We start from the raw sequence: 15673 nt of genomic DNA on the forward strand, positions 1-15673 counted from the left end.
CTCTTCTATCGTGTTAATACGCGCGTCAGGATGCTCATGGCCTTGCTGAACTGATCGTCAGGCACCGTTAACGGGTACAGGAAACGGATCACGTTGCCATGTACGCCACAGGTCAGCAGCAGCAGACCGGCTTCCAACGCGCTTTTCTGAAATTGACGGGTAATTTCTGCTGACGGTTTACCCGTATTCGGATCGTTAAATTCTGCCGCCACCATCGACCCCTGTGCACGAATCGCCACCAGTGCCGGACACTGCGCTTTGATTTTCTCCAGCGTTTCCACCAGTGCAGCCCCCAGACGCTGTGCTCGTTGGCACAATTTTTCCTCTTCAATTACGTCCAATACCGCCAGCGCCGAAGCAACCGACAATGGGTTACCTGCATAGGTGCCGCCCAATCCGCCCGGCGAGGGAGCGTCCATGACGTCAGCGCGACCAACGACACCGGAGATCGGGAAGCCGCCGCCTAGGCTTTTCGCCATGGTGATCAGATCCGCTTTTTCCGCGTAATATTCCATCGCAAACAGCTTGCCGGTACGGGCAAAGCCGGTCTGCACTTCGTCAGCAATCAGCAGGATGCCATGCTCGTCACACAGTTTACGCAGCCCGCTGATAAAGGCCGGCGGCGCGACGTGGAAACCGCCTTCGCCCTGTACCGGCTCCAGCAGAATGGCGGCAACCTGATCGGCGGCGATATCGGTATGCATCAGACGTTCAACGCTTTCCAACGCCTGTTCAACGGTGATGCCTTGCTTCTCATTCGGATAAAGCGCATGAAAAATAGAGCCGGGGAACGGGCCGAACCCTGTGGAATACGGTGCCACTTTGCCCGTCAGCGTCATAGTCAGCAACGTGCGGCCGTGAAACGCCGCGTTGAAGGCGATCACGCCGGGGCGTTTGGTGTATGCACGAGCGATTTTCACCGCGTTTTCTACCGCTTCAGCACCGGTGGTAAAGAACGTGGTCTTTGCCGCACCGTCAATGGGTGCCAGCGCATTGATGCGCTCTGCCAACGTGACATAACTGCCGTAAGGCACAATCTGGTAAGCCGTGTGGGTAAAGCGATCTAACTGCTCGCGCACCGCCGCGACAATCTTCGGGTGGCGGTGGCCGGTGTTCAGTACCGCAATCCCGGCTGCAAAATCGATAAATTCCCGTCCTTCAACATCCCACAGGGTGCTGTTTTCCGCACGCTCGGCATAGAAATCACACATGACACCCACACCACGCGGTGTGGCGGCCAGACGGCGTTGATTCAGTTCGCTATTCTTCATGGTCTGCTCCGGTATCCCAAACACATCTGCTAGTCGTTAAGCGATGCTGTAGTTGAATAATGATCTAGTTGAACAATGATCTAGTTGAACGATGCTTTCGTTGAACGATGACAGGTTGTCGAAAGATGATGATGTCATTTAGACGCGAGATGGTTCTATAATCCAGTGCCAGTTTTGAATATTTGAAGGATCCACTTTTGCGCTCACTTCTGACCGACTTATTGCTTCAGCGTTTAGCGAACCAGCAAGACGGCGCGCTGAACAAGCGTTTGTACGACTGCATTCGGCTAGCGATTCTTGATGGCGCGATTGCCGCTGGCGAGCGCCTGCCGTCGTCGCGCGATCTGGCGCAGCAGCTGTCGCTGTCGCGCAATACCGTGCTGACGGCTTACGAACAGCTACTGGCAGAAGGCTATATTGAAGCACGCAAAGGAAGCGGGACTTTCGTCACGGAACAGTTACCCGATGGCAATATGCAGCCGGTGAACAGCGACAACGCCGGGGAGATACGTGAGCCTAAGCATGAGCTTTCGCGTCGCGGTATGCATCTGCTGGGTTATGCCGGTGCTTCCGTCCGGCAATGGGGAGCGTTTATGCCCGGCATTCCCGATATCGCCAGCTTCCCTCATGATTTATGGCGGCGTATTCAAACGCGCCTGACAAAGCGTGTTCGCCCCGAACAGCTCTCCTATTCGCCGATTGGCGGTTGCCCCGAACTCCAGTTGGCACTGGTAGATTACCTGCGCGTCGCCCGTTCTGTGGAGTGTACGCCGGAGCAGATTCTGATTACCGAAGGCACCCATCAGGCGATGGATTTGCTAGCTAAAATGCTGTGTAACCCTGGCGATTTGGCGTGGATTGAAGATCCCTGCTATTGGGGCATTCGTAATGTTTTGACGATTAACGGCCTGCGCATTGCTCCCGTCGATGTCGATGAGCAAGGGCTGGCACCGCCAGAAACGCTCTCACCTGACGTCGCCCCGCGCTTGATTTGCGTGACACCGTCACATCAATATCCGCTGGGTGCGGTGATGAGCCTGGCACGCCGTCAACGGTTGCTGGCACTGGCGCAGGAGCACGGCTGCTGGGTGGTGGAGGATGACTACGACAGTGAATTTCGCTTTTCCGGCAGCCCGATCCCCGCGCTGCAAGGGCTACAGACGCAATCACCGGTGATCTACATCGGTACATTCAGCAAAACGCTCTACCCTGGCCTGCGCGTGAGTTACATGGTGCTACCGCCGCTGCTGGCGCAGTCGCTGAAGACGGCACATTCCGAACTCTATCGCGGCGGACACTGGCTCACGCAGGCGACGCTCGCGCAGTTTATCCGCGAAGGCCACTACGCCGCGCATATCCGCCGCATGCGCCTGCTATATGCCAAGCGTCGCGCGCTATTGACGTCCCTGATCGAACAACATCTGGGCGCAGATTACGTCGGGGACAACAGCAACGCCGGGCTGCATATGCTGCTCAGCCTGCCTTCCCACATCGATGATGTCGTGCTGAGCGCCGCGATTTTGCGCCGTGGCGTGATGGTCAAACCGCTTTCCAGTTACTACCTGCAACCGACACAGCAGCGCGGTTTATTACTGGGCTACGCCAGCGTGGAAGAGAGCCAAATGACGCAGGCTTTTTCCGTGATTGTGGCCTGTATTCAGGCGCTACATACACGTCATTCCGGTGCCTGACAGCCCCCCGTTTTTATACGCGCCCATTCGCACCGTTACGGTGCCATCTTCCATCAATACGCCCCATTACGGCGCACCCGTTGTGGTAAACAATGGCGTGATGGCGCATTGCAGCGCGGTATTTTCTGCTCGCTAAGCATCCGGCATGGTTTATGCATTCTTATGAATAACAGTGACTGCCGGAGAGTGAAAAATGAGAAATTATGTCAGCTTCAGGAATGTTCAGAAGACCTATGATGGCGACCGCCTGATCGTTAAAAACCTCAATCTGGATATCCGTGAAGGTGAATTTCTGACCCTGCTTGGGCCATCCGGCTCGGGAAAAACTACCAGTTTGATGATGCTCGCCGGGTTTGAAACCCCGACGCAGGGGGAAATTATGCTGCGCGACGCCCCGCTGCACCATCTCCCACCGCACCAGCGCGACATCGGTATGGTGTTTCAGAACTACGCCCTGTTTCCACACATGACCGTGGCGGAGAATCTGGCGTTTCCACTCTCCATCCGTCGCCTGAACCGTGCCGATATCAAAGAGAAAGTGGATCGGGTACTGGATCGCGTGAAGCTCACCAGCCTGGCCGATCGCTACCCTGCCCAGATGTCCGGCGGCCAGCAGCAGCGTGTAGCGCTGGCTCGCGCACTGGTTTTCGAGCCAAAGCTGGTGCTGATGGATGAACCTTTGGGCGCGTTGGATAAGCAACTACGCGAGCATATGCAGTTGGAAATCAAAGAGCTGCATCAGTCGCTGGAACTAACCGTGGTGTACGTCACCCATGACCAGAGCGAAGCGATGACCATGTCCAACCGTGTCGCGGTGTTTAACGATGGCGTGATTCAGCAGATGGACAGCCCCAGCGATATCTACGAAAAACCGGAGAATGCGTTTGTGGCGCAGTTTATCGGCGAAAACAATACGTTACTCGCCACACGCACCGAGGCCGAAGGCGCATTCTATCGGGCAACACTGGACGATGGCACCTCGCTGCGCGCGCTGAAAGTCCGCCCAAGCTCACCGGGTCGAAAAATCACGCTCTGCATCCGCCCCGAACGCATTCACGTCAACGCGGCTCACATCGATGACGGCATGCAGCACGTCAAAGCCCGCATTCAACAGTTCATCTATCTGGGCGATCACGTCAGGATGATGACGGAAGTGGCAGGTCAGCCGCAGTTTATGGTGAAACTCCCCGCCAGCGAGATTCAGCCGCACTGGAAAGCGGGTACCGAAGTCAATCTGTCATGGCAACCGGAGCACCTGCGCGCACTGGATAGCATCATTACGCATTAATAGTGCTCTGGCAGCATCAAGAGATGTGAAAAGCCGAACAGAAAAAATAAATACGTTGCCCTGAATAAGGGCAACAGATACTGAATTAATATAGTGGGAACAGAGAAAATAATTAGCGCCATAGGGTATAATTTTTATTTAGGTAATTAATGCGTGACCACTCACAACTCAAAAACATCCTGTTTATTAATGACAGAATATCGCTGGAATTTTTTCCTGATATCTATTTACACTCAATGCAGTTGCTCGTGCTAACCCTTCCTATTTTAAGTTTCAGCCACGTTATTCAATAATAACGATTTATTCTGTAACTTGAATTAATAAGGGCACATTCTAATGGACAGAGATCTCATATAAGGGAATACGTATGGATACGCCGCACTTCTTTGATCTGTCTGGAAAAACGGCCCTCATCACCGGAGGATCGCGTGGATTAGGGCTACAAATTGCTGAAGCACTCGGCGCACAAGGGGCTCACATAATCCTCTCAGCGCGCCACGCCGATGAATTGCAGACAGCACAGTCACACCTCTCCTCATTGGGTATTCGTGCCGAATGGATTGCCGCCGACAATGCGCAGGATCGCGATATTGAGCACCTCGCAGAGGAAGCCATCGCCAAGACGGGCCAGATAGATATTCTCGTCAATAATGCCGGTACAGCATTCGGTTCCCCAGCGGAAGACCATGCGATTGCTGACTGGGATCGCGTCATGAACCTGAACATCCGCAGCCTGTTTTTATTAACGCAGAAAATCGGCAAAGGCAGCATGATCCCCCGCCGCTATGGGAAAGTTATCAACGTGGCGTCGCTTGCTGGCTTACAGGGCAATCTGCCCGGCTGGCTGGAAGGCATCGCGTACAGCACCAGCAAAGGTGCCGTGGTGAACTTTACCCGTGCATTGGCGGGTGAATGGGGTGAATTTAATATCACCGTCAATGCGCTCGCCCCCGGTTTCTTCCCTTCCGCCATGACACAGAATTTGCTAAATCGCCTTGGTGTTGATGCACTGGCGCAAAAATCCCCGCTGCGGCGTATTGGGGATGATCAAGACTTAAAAGGTGCGGCGATCCTATTTGCTTCTGATGCCAGTAAATATATTACGGGTCAAATACTCTCCATTGACGGAGGCATGAGCGCCATATAATACCTCTCACATCATTATTAGCTATTTAATCATTCCAAATTAACGAGGCTCATGGAGGAGGCGCGTAATACAGCCAATAGGCATGCAACTTGAAGTATGACGGATATAAATTCATGTGCGTTTTCAGTCGAGCTAATTACAGGAGTAATAGCGATGAAAAGTTGCTTTGATGGATGGTCACCACAAGTCATTGATAGTGAAGATAAGAAGGCAGTCATTGCGCATATCGAAAAATATCGCTTTGCCGTCGTTACCCGCGAATGGAAATACGATGATTCCGATTTCCAAAAAATGTCAGCGCTTTATTCATTGGGTGATATTTATCAGTCAGCCTTTAACCGTCAGGAACACAAAGAGGGCGTATCCACATCCGGGGTGAATCAGATTGGCGGGCTCTCACACGGCACGCATATGGTTTTCAACAGTACCTCACACCTTTCTCTTCATACCGATGGCTCTTATATCCCGATTGGAAGCATAAAAACATCGATCCTCCTTTGTAAACAACATGCAAGCCAAGGGGGTGGAACCGTACTGTTTGATAGCGTATCCGCGTTTCAGAAACTCCGGGCTGAGCACCCTGACTTAGCGAATATTCTGCTTGAAGAACAGATTTTCAGACGCCGTTCAACTGGGACACAATCCGGGACACAGTACGCCCATATCGGTCCAGTTTTTCGTCCCGATCGGGACGGCGGATATATTGGCGGGTTTACGCTGGATGTGACCGCCGACTGGGACTATTCACGCAATATCAATCCGCGCGTTGTCGAGGCTGTCGAGTACATGTCGCAGTTGGCCGCTGAAGGTAGCCGCTATCACCTGACATTCCCTCTCTATCGCGGACAGGCCTTGATCATGCGTAACGATAAAATCTCCCACGGACGCCACTCCTATACGGACGATCCCGCCTCCCCAAGAACCCTGCTGCGAGGCATGTTCACCCGCGCACCTACCCTGATCGCATAATCAAGGAGAGATCATGACCGATCGTTCAATGACGGAATCTGCGTTAGCGGCGCGTTGGGATGGCTGGCTGACGTGCCCGCAAGAGCATCTTCAAGCCCGGATGCGGGATGAGTTAGCCGAGCTACCGATAAGCGAGAAAACGCGGGCAGCAATGCTGACCTTCGTTCATGAATACCGTCTCAACGGCGTCAACTGGAGCGTTCAGGGAATACGCGGAGACGAAGTTCAGGCGCAGCTACAGGATCTTCAACATGACGCGCCGCCTTATTTTGCGTGGTTCTGCGAAAAAATTGCCCTTGCTGAAAAATACAAATGGGTAGGCGGCAGCGTGGATGCGGACGTGCTGGCGGCACAAACCCGCTATCAGAAATTTGCCATCATCTCTACGCCCAGAGCGGGTACCCACCTGCTCCGCACGCTGTTAGGTTCCCATCCGAATATTGAAATGCACGGTGAAGCCTTCAACCGGTTTGGCCAACATTTACTGCCCTATTCCGTTAAAGACACCGCTATCGAAACGATCCTGCATCGCCACCTGTTCAGACCCTATTTTGAATATGTCGAAGCGGTCGGTTTCGTGCTGTTTCGGGATCTTGATACTAACTGGGGCGATGCGCCGATCTGGCCTGCCTTGCTGGCAATTCCCGACCTGAAACTGATCCTGCTGGAAAGAAGAAGCCGGCTACAGCAATTCGTGTCGTTGAAGAAAAGCCTGCGCGACCGCATCTGGTACGTCGGCCAGCATGATAGTCGCCCGATTTCTCACGAAAAAATGGCCGTGTCGATCGATGAGCTAACGGCGTTCATCGATAGCAATCTGGAAAATCAGGCCGCGTTTTATCAGGCTTTTCAGCACCATGACACCCTCACCCTTGACTACGAAGAAGTGATGTCAGCACCCGATATGGCTTCCAGCACGGTGCTGTCTTTCCTGGGGATTTCCGATTCCAGGCTCTGTGCCGGTACAGGAAAAAAAGAGACCCGAACGCTTGATTCGATCGTGAGTAACGTTGACGACATCAGAACCGCGCTGACAGGGACACAATATGAATCCTACCTCTAACCCATACTGGCCACCTTATACGGCTCTTGCTGAAAAAGACGAACGCCCGATTATTCACCGTGGCGAAGGTGTTTATCTTTATGATGAACGCGGGCAGCGCTACTTTGACGGGATGTCGGGCTGTTATAACCATTGCCTGGGGCATTCTCACCCTGAATTCATTGCCGCTCTGCAACAGCAATTATCCACGCTGATTCATGCCTGCAATATCTATTCAAACACCCAACTCCCCGGCGAACTGGCCGAAAAACTCGCCGCTAAGCTACTCGGTACAGGCCTTCGCAAAACGTTCATCGTCGGGAGCGGCAGCGAAGGTGTTGAAAGCGCACTCAAAATGGCCTGGCAATATCAGGTCAACCGTTCCCGTCCAGCACGAACGAAAATCGTGGCGATTAACGGCGCGTACCACGGCTGTACGCTCGGCGCGATGATGGCGACAAGACGCCCTTTTATCAACGAGGGTATTTTACCGTCTCTGCTCGACAGCAATACGATCACGATGCCCCCACCTGAACACCTCAGCGATATTCGCAGCTGGGAAACGCTGCTGGAGGAGCAGGAAGCGACCATCGCCGCCGTCATTATTGAACCGATCATGGCAATGGAAGGCACCCGATTGCTGCCTGAAGGCTTCCTGCAACAGCTTTCGCAGTTAACAAAAAAACACGACATTCCGCTGATCTGTGACGAGGTTTACTGCGGCGTTGGCCGTGCGGGGACGTTCTGTAAATCGGTATCACAAGGTGCACAGCCTGACATTGTCATTTTCAGCAAGTGTCTGGGCGGTGGCGTTCCCATTACCGCCGTGGTTGCCACGGAGGCAATTACCGACAGCTTCAAAAGGCAAATGCCGCCGTTTTTCCGCCACGGCCACACGCAATCCGGCAACCTGCTGGGCTGCCGCGCGGCGCTGTTTGTCATGGATTATCTGGATGCGCATCACCTCTACGATGAGGTCACGGCAAAAGGAAGGACGATCCTCCAGCTTGCCAAACAGCATTTCCCTCAAACCGAGGGGCTGATCAGCCTGCAAGGTAAAGGACTGATGCTATCGATGACGTTTGAGTCCCTCGAACAGTGTGGCCGTGCGCAGGCGGCGATACGCCAACATGGCGTCATCGTTGGCGCAGCGGGCCCGTACTTAAAACTGGCACCCGCTTTCACGATTTCAGCCAACGAAACAGAGGAACTGATTCAACGTATGACTACCGCACTGGGAAGCCTCTGATAGGCGTTAACCGCCACTATCCGTCAGGTGTGATTAATAACAGGGAGTGAAAAGATGTCCGACTATTTTGATCTTGAACGCATCATCCACGGCAAACGGCATGAAACCCCTTTCCAGTGGGGAGAACTAACCCAGATATGGCGCAACAGTACCGTCGCCTCAACGCTTGCTCACGAGTTCCCGACCGACGGGTTTAACTATCGTGAACGTAACGGCGGCTACTTTTATCGTCGTACCCTTATTCCTTTAGCCTCCGGCAAGGTGAGCGACACCACGACGCTGTCCGACGCCTGGCAGGGAATGTGCAACGACTTGGTTTCTGACGACTTTACTGCTGCCCTGTCCGCCTTCTGCGGTGCCGACCTTTCCGAATTCAAAATGGAAGCGGTGGCCTTTCGCGGCGGCCGGGACACGCACTACCTTCCCCATGTCGACGCATCCCTGAAACGCGGATTCCGCCTGATTATCTATTTTAACGCCGAATGGGAAGAAAGTTGGGGTGGTGCCTTTCAGATCCTCAATCCAGAGAATCATGCTGACGTCTGCCATTCCGTTCTTCCGATTATGGGCAACGCCAGCGTCATCATCCGCAACGGGTTTTATGAAACCTGGCATGCAGTCATGCCGCTAACCGGCGTTTCCGTCAAAACACGTAATGCGCTGAACATCACGTATTACGAACCCGGCACGACGAGTACGGCGCAGTGAAGAAGCTTATTTTTCTCTACGGGCCGCCTGCGGTGGGGAAACTCACTATCAGTCGCCTGCTGGCAGAGAAAATGGGGGCAACGCTATTTCATAATCATCTGACGTATGATTTAGCGATGGCGGTGCTCCCGCCGGATAGTGCATTTAGCACGCTCCGGCGCTTCGCCTGTCAGCTAAGGCTCTATGCCATCACGCTGCTTTTTGCAGAGGATGAGCGCGATTTGATCACGACTTTCTGCTATGAGGGAAGCAAAGACGACGGGTACATTGAGGCGATAAAGACACTGTGCGCGGAACATGGCGTGACGCCATTTTTCGTTCAACTCTGTAGCGACGAAGCGCACCTCTTAAATCGCGTAGAAAACGCTGACCGACATCAGTTCGGTAAGGTGAATACGCAGGAGAAACTCAAAGAAATTCTGAGGAATTACGACTACGCCGACACGATCGATGCAACCCATCATCGTTCACTGCACACCTCTGCGCTGGCGCCTCACGAAGCCGCAGAACAGTTACTCGACTGGTTTTATTCATCTTCATATTGACGCAACAGAAGGTCCGTTGCCCCTGAACAGGGGCAACGGATACAAAATTAATCCCGAATCTTGCGGTATACCCACAGCACGACAATCGCGCCGACAACCGCCACTACAAAACTGCCGAAATTAAAGCCATCGACCCGGCCGAACCCAAAGAAAACGCTGATATAGCCGCCCACAACCGCACCGACAATCCCGAGCAACACCGTCAGGATAAAGCCACCGCCGTCTTTACCGGGCATAATCCACTTAGCCAAAATCCCCGCAATTAAGCCAAAAATAATCCAGGACAGAATACCCATACCTACTCCTCGCGTTTTCGTTTCACCACACCCGCTCTCTCGCCACTCATCGGCAAAGCGGGCCGTTAAGCAAGTATAGGTTAGGATTGGGGAAATGGTGGGTGGGCGCTTCATGATGTAACACTGCGCATCACTCACTGAAGAATACAAAAATTCGCTCGTCGATACTCAAGGTCACAGTGTTTAGGGGAAAATAACTTCGATAGCGATCTCAACTTCATTAATAAAAAACCAATTAACCATAAAATATCTTATTTTCAATATATTAAATGGATTCATCCGATTAGGATAAATTATTGAATCGATCTCAACATCGGAGAGGGAAATGCCGGATGCACTATATATTTTAGATGCTGGCGTAAGAGCACTAGCATCTACAAATGAGATATTGGGCCTTGCAGACAAGGATTTTCGTGTTGCACAATTGACTGCTATAGATTTGGAGTGGTGTATTGCCCATACACGAAATACTATTAATATCCATCAGCTCCCTTGGGATCAAAACGGTGGAATATTAGAAAGCCCGAATGCTTTTAACTTCAGTTTTAAACTTCTGGTTACAGAAGACAGGCCAGCAGCCGCTTGCATGTGCAGCTTTTGTCCGCGAACTGAATGGGAAGAAGATGGAGAGCACTTTGAGGAAGGTCCAACGCTAAATGTTGAAATGTTACAAAATTTCCATCTGCGTGATTCAGAACTGGATGGGAATACCCTAAAGTATGCACTCTACGCCATACTATTTTTCATAATAGAGACACAGTGCACCGGAGTCCGCTTAATCGAACCGATTAATGATAGTGTTGCTAACTATTATATTACACAAGGTTTTGAGGATATAACGGGAGGTAGCAAAACGATACTGTGGCGCTCTTCAGAAAATCTTCTTCAATGGCTTCGTGAAGACATTCAGGTAGTAAACGACGGCGTTGAAGGTGAGTATTTTTTAGGCGATAATGAGCTCAATGAGAACGAATCTAATGGAGGTGAAAATGGCAACTAACAGAAAAAAAACCTATGCTCCGTCTCTAATCGCAAATAGTCATGATATTGATTTTAATGAAGATAAAATTGGATCAATGCATATGGGAAGTATAAAATATACACAGGAAGAACTTGCTCGCATAACACCACACGGGAAATGCATTACTGCTACTAAAGAAGAGGTTTTTTCTATCGTCTTAGCCTCCGCTAAAAGAACTAAGCGCCAGAAAGATCCTATAATTGAGGCAATTGGGTCAGTTTATAAACCCGCTAAATAACTTCTAATGGTCGTATACATTTCTTGATTTACGACCATTTTACTTAAAAAATTCAGCCACCATCACATCAGTAACTTGGCGTCTCAAAACAATCTGGCATTAAACGCTGCCCTTTACTTACTCCTTCGCATACAAATACACCGACGCCCGCGATACGCCGAGGTGCTGCGCAATGGTTTCCATCGATTTTTTGACTTCCAGCAGGCCGTTGTCTTTCAGTTCCTGAAGCAGGATTTTTCTGTCCTGCGCTTTTAGCGCTCGTGGCGTGGTAGCAAGCCGGGCGGCGAAGTGATCGATGTGCTGTCTGATGGCTGCTGCGCCGTTTGGTTCTAGATGCTCCGTTACGGAGTCCGACGCGAGCTGGGTGAACTGCGCCAGCGCATTTTGCATGCCTCGAAAGAGCGTCATGTCGACGTTCAGGCACAGCGCGGCGACGTATTCACCTTCCGCATTTTTGATGCCGACCGAGGTGCTTTTTACCGGACGCCCATCAGCAAACTGGTTGGCGTAGTTCGCTAAAATATTGGGAAATTCGGGCGAAGCGATTCGGGCAAGGCCCAGTTCTGTCGCAGGCGCGCCAATCTCCCTGCCGGAGAGGTTATTGTGAATCGAAAGTATCGCGTGTTCCGGGTTTTTCAGATCGTGCACGACCACTTCACAGAATGGCGCGAACGTTTCGCTTAACCCTTTGGCTATCGCATCTAACTGCGTCAGCAGTAGACCTTCTCCAGATGCAGACATATTCCTCTCCATTCCTCTACCCATGCTCGCGCAAGCGCGTTTTCTGGCGCTGAGTGTACTGTAAATACACCTGATTTAGTACATACGCGGTGCCGTCAGTGGTCTCGCCTTGCTCCGTGACACGTACTCGTTCCGCCTTTTTTCAGCAGCATACGACGCACCTCACGTCGACCGAGAAGCTAAAGATAAATCAAATTAGACAATTTATCTAATTTTATATATTTTGTTTATTAGGCATTCGACAGCATCGGGCCAATGGCCACGATATTCATAATCACTAACATCGGATTATCCAGATATGAGCGACTTACGCCTCCCAACCTACGACGATGTGGTAGCCGCAGCGGAACGTATTGATGGCTATGCCAATAAAACGCCCGTGATGACATCGCGCACGGTCAATGACGCATTCGGTGCAGAGTTTTTCTTTAAGTGTGAAAACTTGCAACGCATGGGCGCATTCAAGTTTCGCGGTGCGATGAACGCACTGTTACAGTTCTCGGACGAGCAGAAAGCCGCTGGCGTGGTCACCTTTTCTTCCGGCAACCATGCGCAGGCGATTGCGCTGGCCGCCAAATTACTCGGCATTCCCGCAACGATTGTCATGCCACACGATGCCCCGGCGGCAAAGGTCGCAGCCACGCGCGGTTACGGCGGGAACGTGGTGGAATACAACCGATATACCGAAGATCGTGAGCAGATCGGCAACGATCTGGCGAAAAAGTATGGCCTGACGCTCATTCCCCCTTACGACCACCCGCACGTTATTGCTGGGCAAGGCACCGCCGCGAAAGAGTTGCAGGAAGAAACCGGTGAACTGGACGCCCTATTCGTCTGTCTGGGCGGCGGCGGATTGCTGTCAGGCTGTGCGCTTGCCACCCGTCAGCTATCCCCACAGTGCAAAATTTATGGCGTCGAACCCCTCGCAGGCAACGACGGACAACAATCTTTCCGCAGCGGCAACATTGTGCATATCGATACACCCAAAACCATCGCCGATGGCGCACAAACTCAGCATTTAGGTAACTATACCTTCCCTCTGATTCGTCAGAATGTCGACGATATCCTGACCGTGACGGATGACGACCTGATTGACACGATGCGGTTTTACGCCGAACGCATGAAGATCGTCGTGGAGCCGACGGGATGCCTCAGCTTTGCGGCGGCACGCAATCTCAGGGAATCGCTACGCGGTAAACGCATCGGCATTATTATCAGCGGCGGGAACGTCGATATCACCCGCTACGGCGCATTTCTGACTGGCAATGCCTAAGGAAAAAACGATGATCTTTATTTCTGAAGCGGAATCAGCGGAACTCATCAACCATGAGCTGGCTTATGACGCTGTGCGTGAAGCCCTGCTCGCCGCCAGCGAACCGGAAGCACGCAGTTTTCCGGTGGTACACGGGCAAGGCTCCGATCCGGTCAATACCTTCAGTATCAAGGCCTCAGCAACCGGTGAACTCGCGGGGCTAAAAGTCGGTTCGTTCTGGCCGGGAAACCCCGCTAATGGGCTGCCTCGCCATAATTCCCTCATTCTGCTGTTCGATCAGCAAATCGGCAAAATCGCCGTTGCGATTGAGGCCGGAAAGGTGAATGCTTTTCGTACCGCCGCCGCCAACGCCGTTGCAGCCGATTTACTGGCAAGACCCGATGCCTCGGTGCTGACCGTATTCGGGACCGGCCATCAGGCCCGCTATGAGTGCGCCGCGCTAGCAAGAATACGGCCAATTCGTACCGTGCTGATTGTCGGGCGCGATAGCAGCAAATCCGCAGACATGGCGCGAGATCTCCAGGCTGCCGGGTTGAATGCGCAAATCAGCGATGCAGAAAGCGCGTGCCGCGCAGCGGATATCATCGTGACCGCAACGCCCTCACGCGCGCCGCTGTTTAACGCCGAATGGGTTAACGCCGGAACGCACGTTGTCAGCATGGGATCGGATGCCGTCGGCAAGCAGGAATTGCCGCCCGAGCTGTTTACCGCAGGCCGCCTGTTTTGCGATCTGCCTTCCCAGTCCCGAATGATTGGTGACTTCCAGCACGCGCCATCCCATGTGACGCTGACCGCCATTGGCGATGTGATTAGCGCAAGCGCCGCAGGACGACAAACACCGAACGACATCACCATTTTTGACAGCTCCGGCTTGTCCATTCAGGACTTATATATTGGCCAGCGTATTCTTGCCGCCTGGCAACAGGCTAAACGAAATGAAGGTGCACAATGAACAAGAGTGAATGGTTTAACGCGCTGGAAACGCCCTTTTTGCTAATTGATGAGTTCCGCTTTCAACGCAATATCGACAGGCTTTATCAGCGTACAGAAAAATTAGGCAGCCAGATTCGACCGCACCTCAAAACGCTACGCTCGATTGAAGCCGGTCGCTATCTACTTAAAGACGCTGCATCACCCGCGACAGTTTCGACGCTGGCAGAAGCAGAGGCCTTTGCCAACGCGGGTTACACCAACCTGCTCTACGCCGTGGGGATCGCCCCGCACAAGTTGCCGCGCATCGCCAACTTAATCCGTAAAGGCGTGAATGTTCATATTCTGCTGGATAGCGCAGAACAGGCGCACGCAGTGACCGATTTCGCACTCACCAATAGCGTGGCGTTTTCGGTGTTTATTGAGATCGACTGTGACGGGCATCGCGGCGGCATCCCGCCGGAAAGTGACGCGTTGCTTGACTTGGCAAAGCAGATCGACGGCAACGGCGCGACGCTTACCGGCCTGCTGGCACACGCGGGAGAATCCTACGCCTGCCGCACGGACGAGGCGATCAGAGCCGCCGCACGTGCCGAGTGCAAAGCCATCAATACTGCCGGACAGCGTGTACGAGCGCTGGGAATTGCCTGCCCCGTGCTCAGCGTCGGTGCTACGCCGACAGCGCACTTTGCCGAGGATTTAACGGGTGTTACCGAAGTCAGAGCGGGCGTGTTCACCACGTTCGATCTGGTGATGAAAAATGTTGGGGTTTGTTCGCTGGATGATATCGCGCTGTCGGTCGTTAGCACCGTGATTGGGCATAACCGCGAAAAAGGCTGGGTGTTCATTGATGCTGGCTGGATGGCGCTCTCCCGCGATCGCGGCACGGCATCTCAGGCAAAAGATTACGGTTACGGGCTGGTTTGCGACCTGAACGGCCGCCCTTACGACGATCTCTGCGTAACAATCACCAATCAGGAACACGGCATTATCGCACTACCCGCCGACAGCGGTCTTTCTGTGGATAATTTCCCCGTCGGCACCCGACTGCGGATATTGCCTAACCACGCCTGTGCGACGGCTGCAATGCATCAGCACTATCAGGTACTGAAATCACACACGCATGAGCAAGGAACCTGGCAGCGTATTACTGGCTGGTGATGATTTGCTGAACATCACCGATCATACCGCCCGATCTGAATGCGTCGGGCGGTCGTTTTCGTACTACTCGCGGTTATCTTTCCGCATCGACAACCCGTTCGGC

16 protein-coding genes are annotated in these 15673 nt (G+C 52.7%); 13 read left to right on the forward strand and 3 right to left on the reverse strand.

Going from position 1 to position 15673, the window contains the following annotated elements:
* Positions 1 to 5: 5 nt before the first annotated feature.
* The gene (locus tag EIP93_RS12320; RefSeq protein WP_039489301.1) at positions 6 to 1271 is read right to left on the reverse strand and encodes a 4-aminobutyrate--2-oxoglutarate transaminase; all 1266 of its coding nucleotides are present in this window, start codon (positions 1269 to 1271) and stop codon (positions 6 to 8) included.
* A 197-nt stretch (positions 1272 to 1468) separates the two neighbouring features.
* Here EIP93_RS12320 and pdxR point away from each other — a divergent pair, with 197 nt between their 5' ends.
* The 8 genes from pdxR to EIP93_RS12360 all read left to right on the forward strand — a co-directional run bounded on the left by pdxR (position 1469) and on the right by EIP93_RS12360 (position 9910).
* A complete protein-coding gene (gene pdxR, locus EIP93_RS12325; RefSeq protein ID WP_105879659.1) occupies positions 1469 to 2962 on the forward strand; it encodes a MocR-like pyridoxine biosynthesis transcription factor PdxR in 1494 nt (497 codons plus the stop codon).
* Between the two features lie 193 nt (positions 2963 to 3155).
* Positions 3156 to 4250, forward strand: a complete 1095-nt coding sequence (locus tag EIP93_RS12330) for an ABC transporter ATP-binding protein (RefSeq protein WP_103970767.1) — start codon at positions 3156 to 3158, stop codon at positions 4248 to 4250.
* Positions 4251 to 4617: 367 nt separating this feature from the next.
* Positions 4618 to 5397, forward strand: coding sequence for an SDR family oxidoreductase (locus EIP93_RS12335; protein ID WP_103970768.1), 780 nt, complete (start codon positions 4618 to 4620; stop codon positions 5395 to 5397).
* Between the two features lie 153 nt (positions 5398 to 5550).
* Entirely contained in the window at positions 5551 to 6366 is an 816-nt protein-coding gene (locus tag EIP93_RS12340; RefSeq protein ID WP_103860573.1) for a TauD/TfdA family dioxygenase, read from the forward strand.
* 13 nt (positions 6367 to 6379) lie between these two features.
* On the forward strand, positions 6380 to 7429 hold the full coding sequence (locus EIP93_RS12345) for a sulfotransferase family protein (protein ID WP_105879660.1): 1050 nt from the start codon (positions 6380 to 6382) through the stop codon (positions 7427 to 7429).
* On the forward strand, positions 7413 to 8657 hold the full coding sequence (locus EIP93_RS12350; protein ID WP_105879661.1) for an aminotransferase family protein: 1245 nt from the start codon (positions 7413 to 7415) through the stop codon (positions 8655 to 8657). The genes EIP93_RS12345 and EIP93_RS12350 overlap by 17 nt, the downstream gene beginning before the upstream one ends.
* Before the next feature lie 54 nt (positions 8658 to 8711).
* Positions 8712 to 9365: a 2OG-Fe(II) oxygenase gene (locus EIP93_RS12355; RefSeq protein ID WP_103940189.1), complete on the forward strand. Its 654-nt coding sequence runs from the start codon at positions 8712 to 8714 to the stop codon at positions 9363 to 9365.
* Positions 9362 to 9910, forward strand: coding sequence for an AAA family ATPase (locus EIP93_RS12360; protein WP_125232778.1), 549 nt, complete (start codon positions 9362 to 9364; stop codon positions 9908 to 9910). Before EIP93_RS12355 ends, EIP93_RS12360 begins: the two co-directional genes overlap by 4 nt.
* 47 nt (positions 9911 to 9957) lie before the next feature.
* Here EIP93_RS12360 and EIP93_RS12365 read toward each other — a convergent pair whose 3' ends face one another.
* Positions 9958 to 10206 (reverse strand): GlsB/YeaQ/YmgE family stress response membrane protein, encoded by a 249-nt coding sequence (locus EIP93_RS12365; protein ID WP_010300843.1) that lies wholly within the window; start codon positions 10204 to 10206, stop codon positions 9958 to 9960.
* Positions 10207 to 10531: 325 nt separating this feature from the next.
* On the opposite strand from EIP93_RS12365, the gene EIP93_RS12370 reads away from it, so the two are divergent.
* Both EIP93_RS12370 and EIP93_RS12375 read left to right on the forward strand, forming a co-directional pair.
* Positions 10532 to 11206: a hypothetical protein gene (locus EIP93_RS12370; RefSeq protein WP_180790108.1), complete on the forward strand. Its 675-nt coding sequence runs from the start codon at positions 10532 to 10534 to the stop codon at positions 11204 to 11206.
* Positions 11196 to 11465, forward strand: coding sequence for a hypothetical protein (locus EIP93_RS12375; RefSeq protein WP_224651806.1), 270 nt, complete (start codon positions 11196 to 11198; stop codon positions 11463 to 11465). Before EIP93_RS12370 ends, EIP93_RS12375 begins: the two co-directional genes overlap by 11 nt.
* 117 nt (positions 11466 to 11582) lie before the next feature.
* Here EIP93_RS12375 and EIP93_RS12380 read toward each other — a convergent pair whose 3' ends face one another.
* Entirely contained in the window at positions 11583 to 12206 is a 624-nt protein-coding gene (locus EIP93_RS12380) for a helix-turn-helix transcriptional regulator (RefSeq protein ID WP_125232779.1), read from the reverse strand.
* 298 nt (positions 12207 to 12504) lie between these two features.
* Between EIP93_RS12380 and EIP93_RS12385 the strand changes: the two genes are divergently transcribed.
* From EIP93_RS12385 to EIP93_RS12395, 3 genes are read left to right on the forward strand one after another with little or no spacing between them, the layout of a single operon-like run.
* Positions 12505 to 13479, forward strand: a complete 975-nt coding sequence (locus EIP93_RS12385) for a threo-3-hydroxy-L-aspartate ammonia-lyase (RefSeq protein ID WP_125232780.1) — start codon at positions 12505 to 12507, stop codon at positions 13477 to 13479.
* Between the two features lie 10 nt (positions 13480 to 13489).
* Positions 13490 to 14431, forward strand: a complete 942-nt coding sequence (locus tag EIP93_RS12390) for an ornithine cyclodeaminase family protein (protein WP_125232781.1) — start codon at positions 13490 to 13492, stop codon at positions 14429 to 14431.
* Positions 14428 to 15570: a DSD1 family PLP-dependent enzyme gene (locus EIP93_RS12395; protein WP_125232782.1), complete on the forward strand. Its 1143-nt coding sequence runs from the start codon at positions 14428 to 14430 to the stop codon at positions 15568 to 15570. The genes EIP93_RS12390 and EIP93_RS12395 overlap by 4 nt, the downstream gene beginning before the upstream one ends.
* Positions 15571 to 15673: the final 103 nt, after the last annotated feature.

Origin of the sequence: Pectobacterium versatile (assembly GCF_003932035.1) — a bacterium.
Classification (GTDB): domain Bacteria; phylum Pseudomonadota; class Gammaproteobacteria; order Enterobacterales; family Enterobacteriaceae; genus Pectobacterium; species Pectobacterium versatile.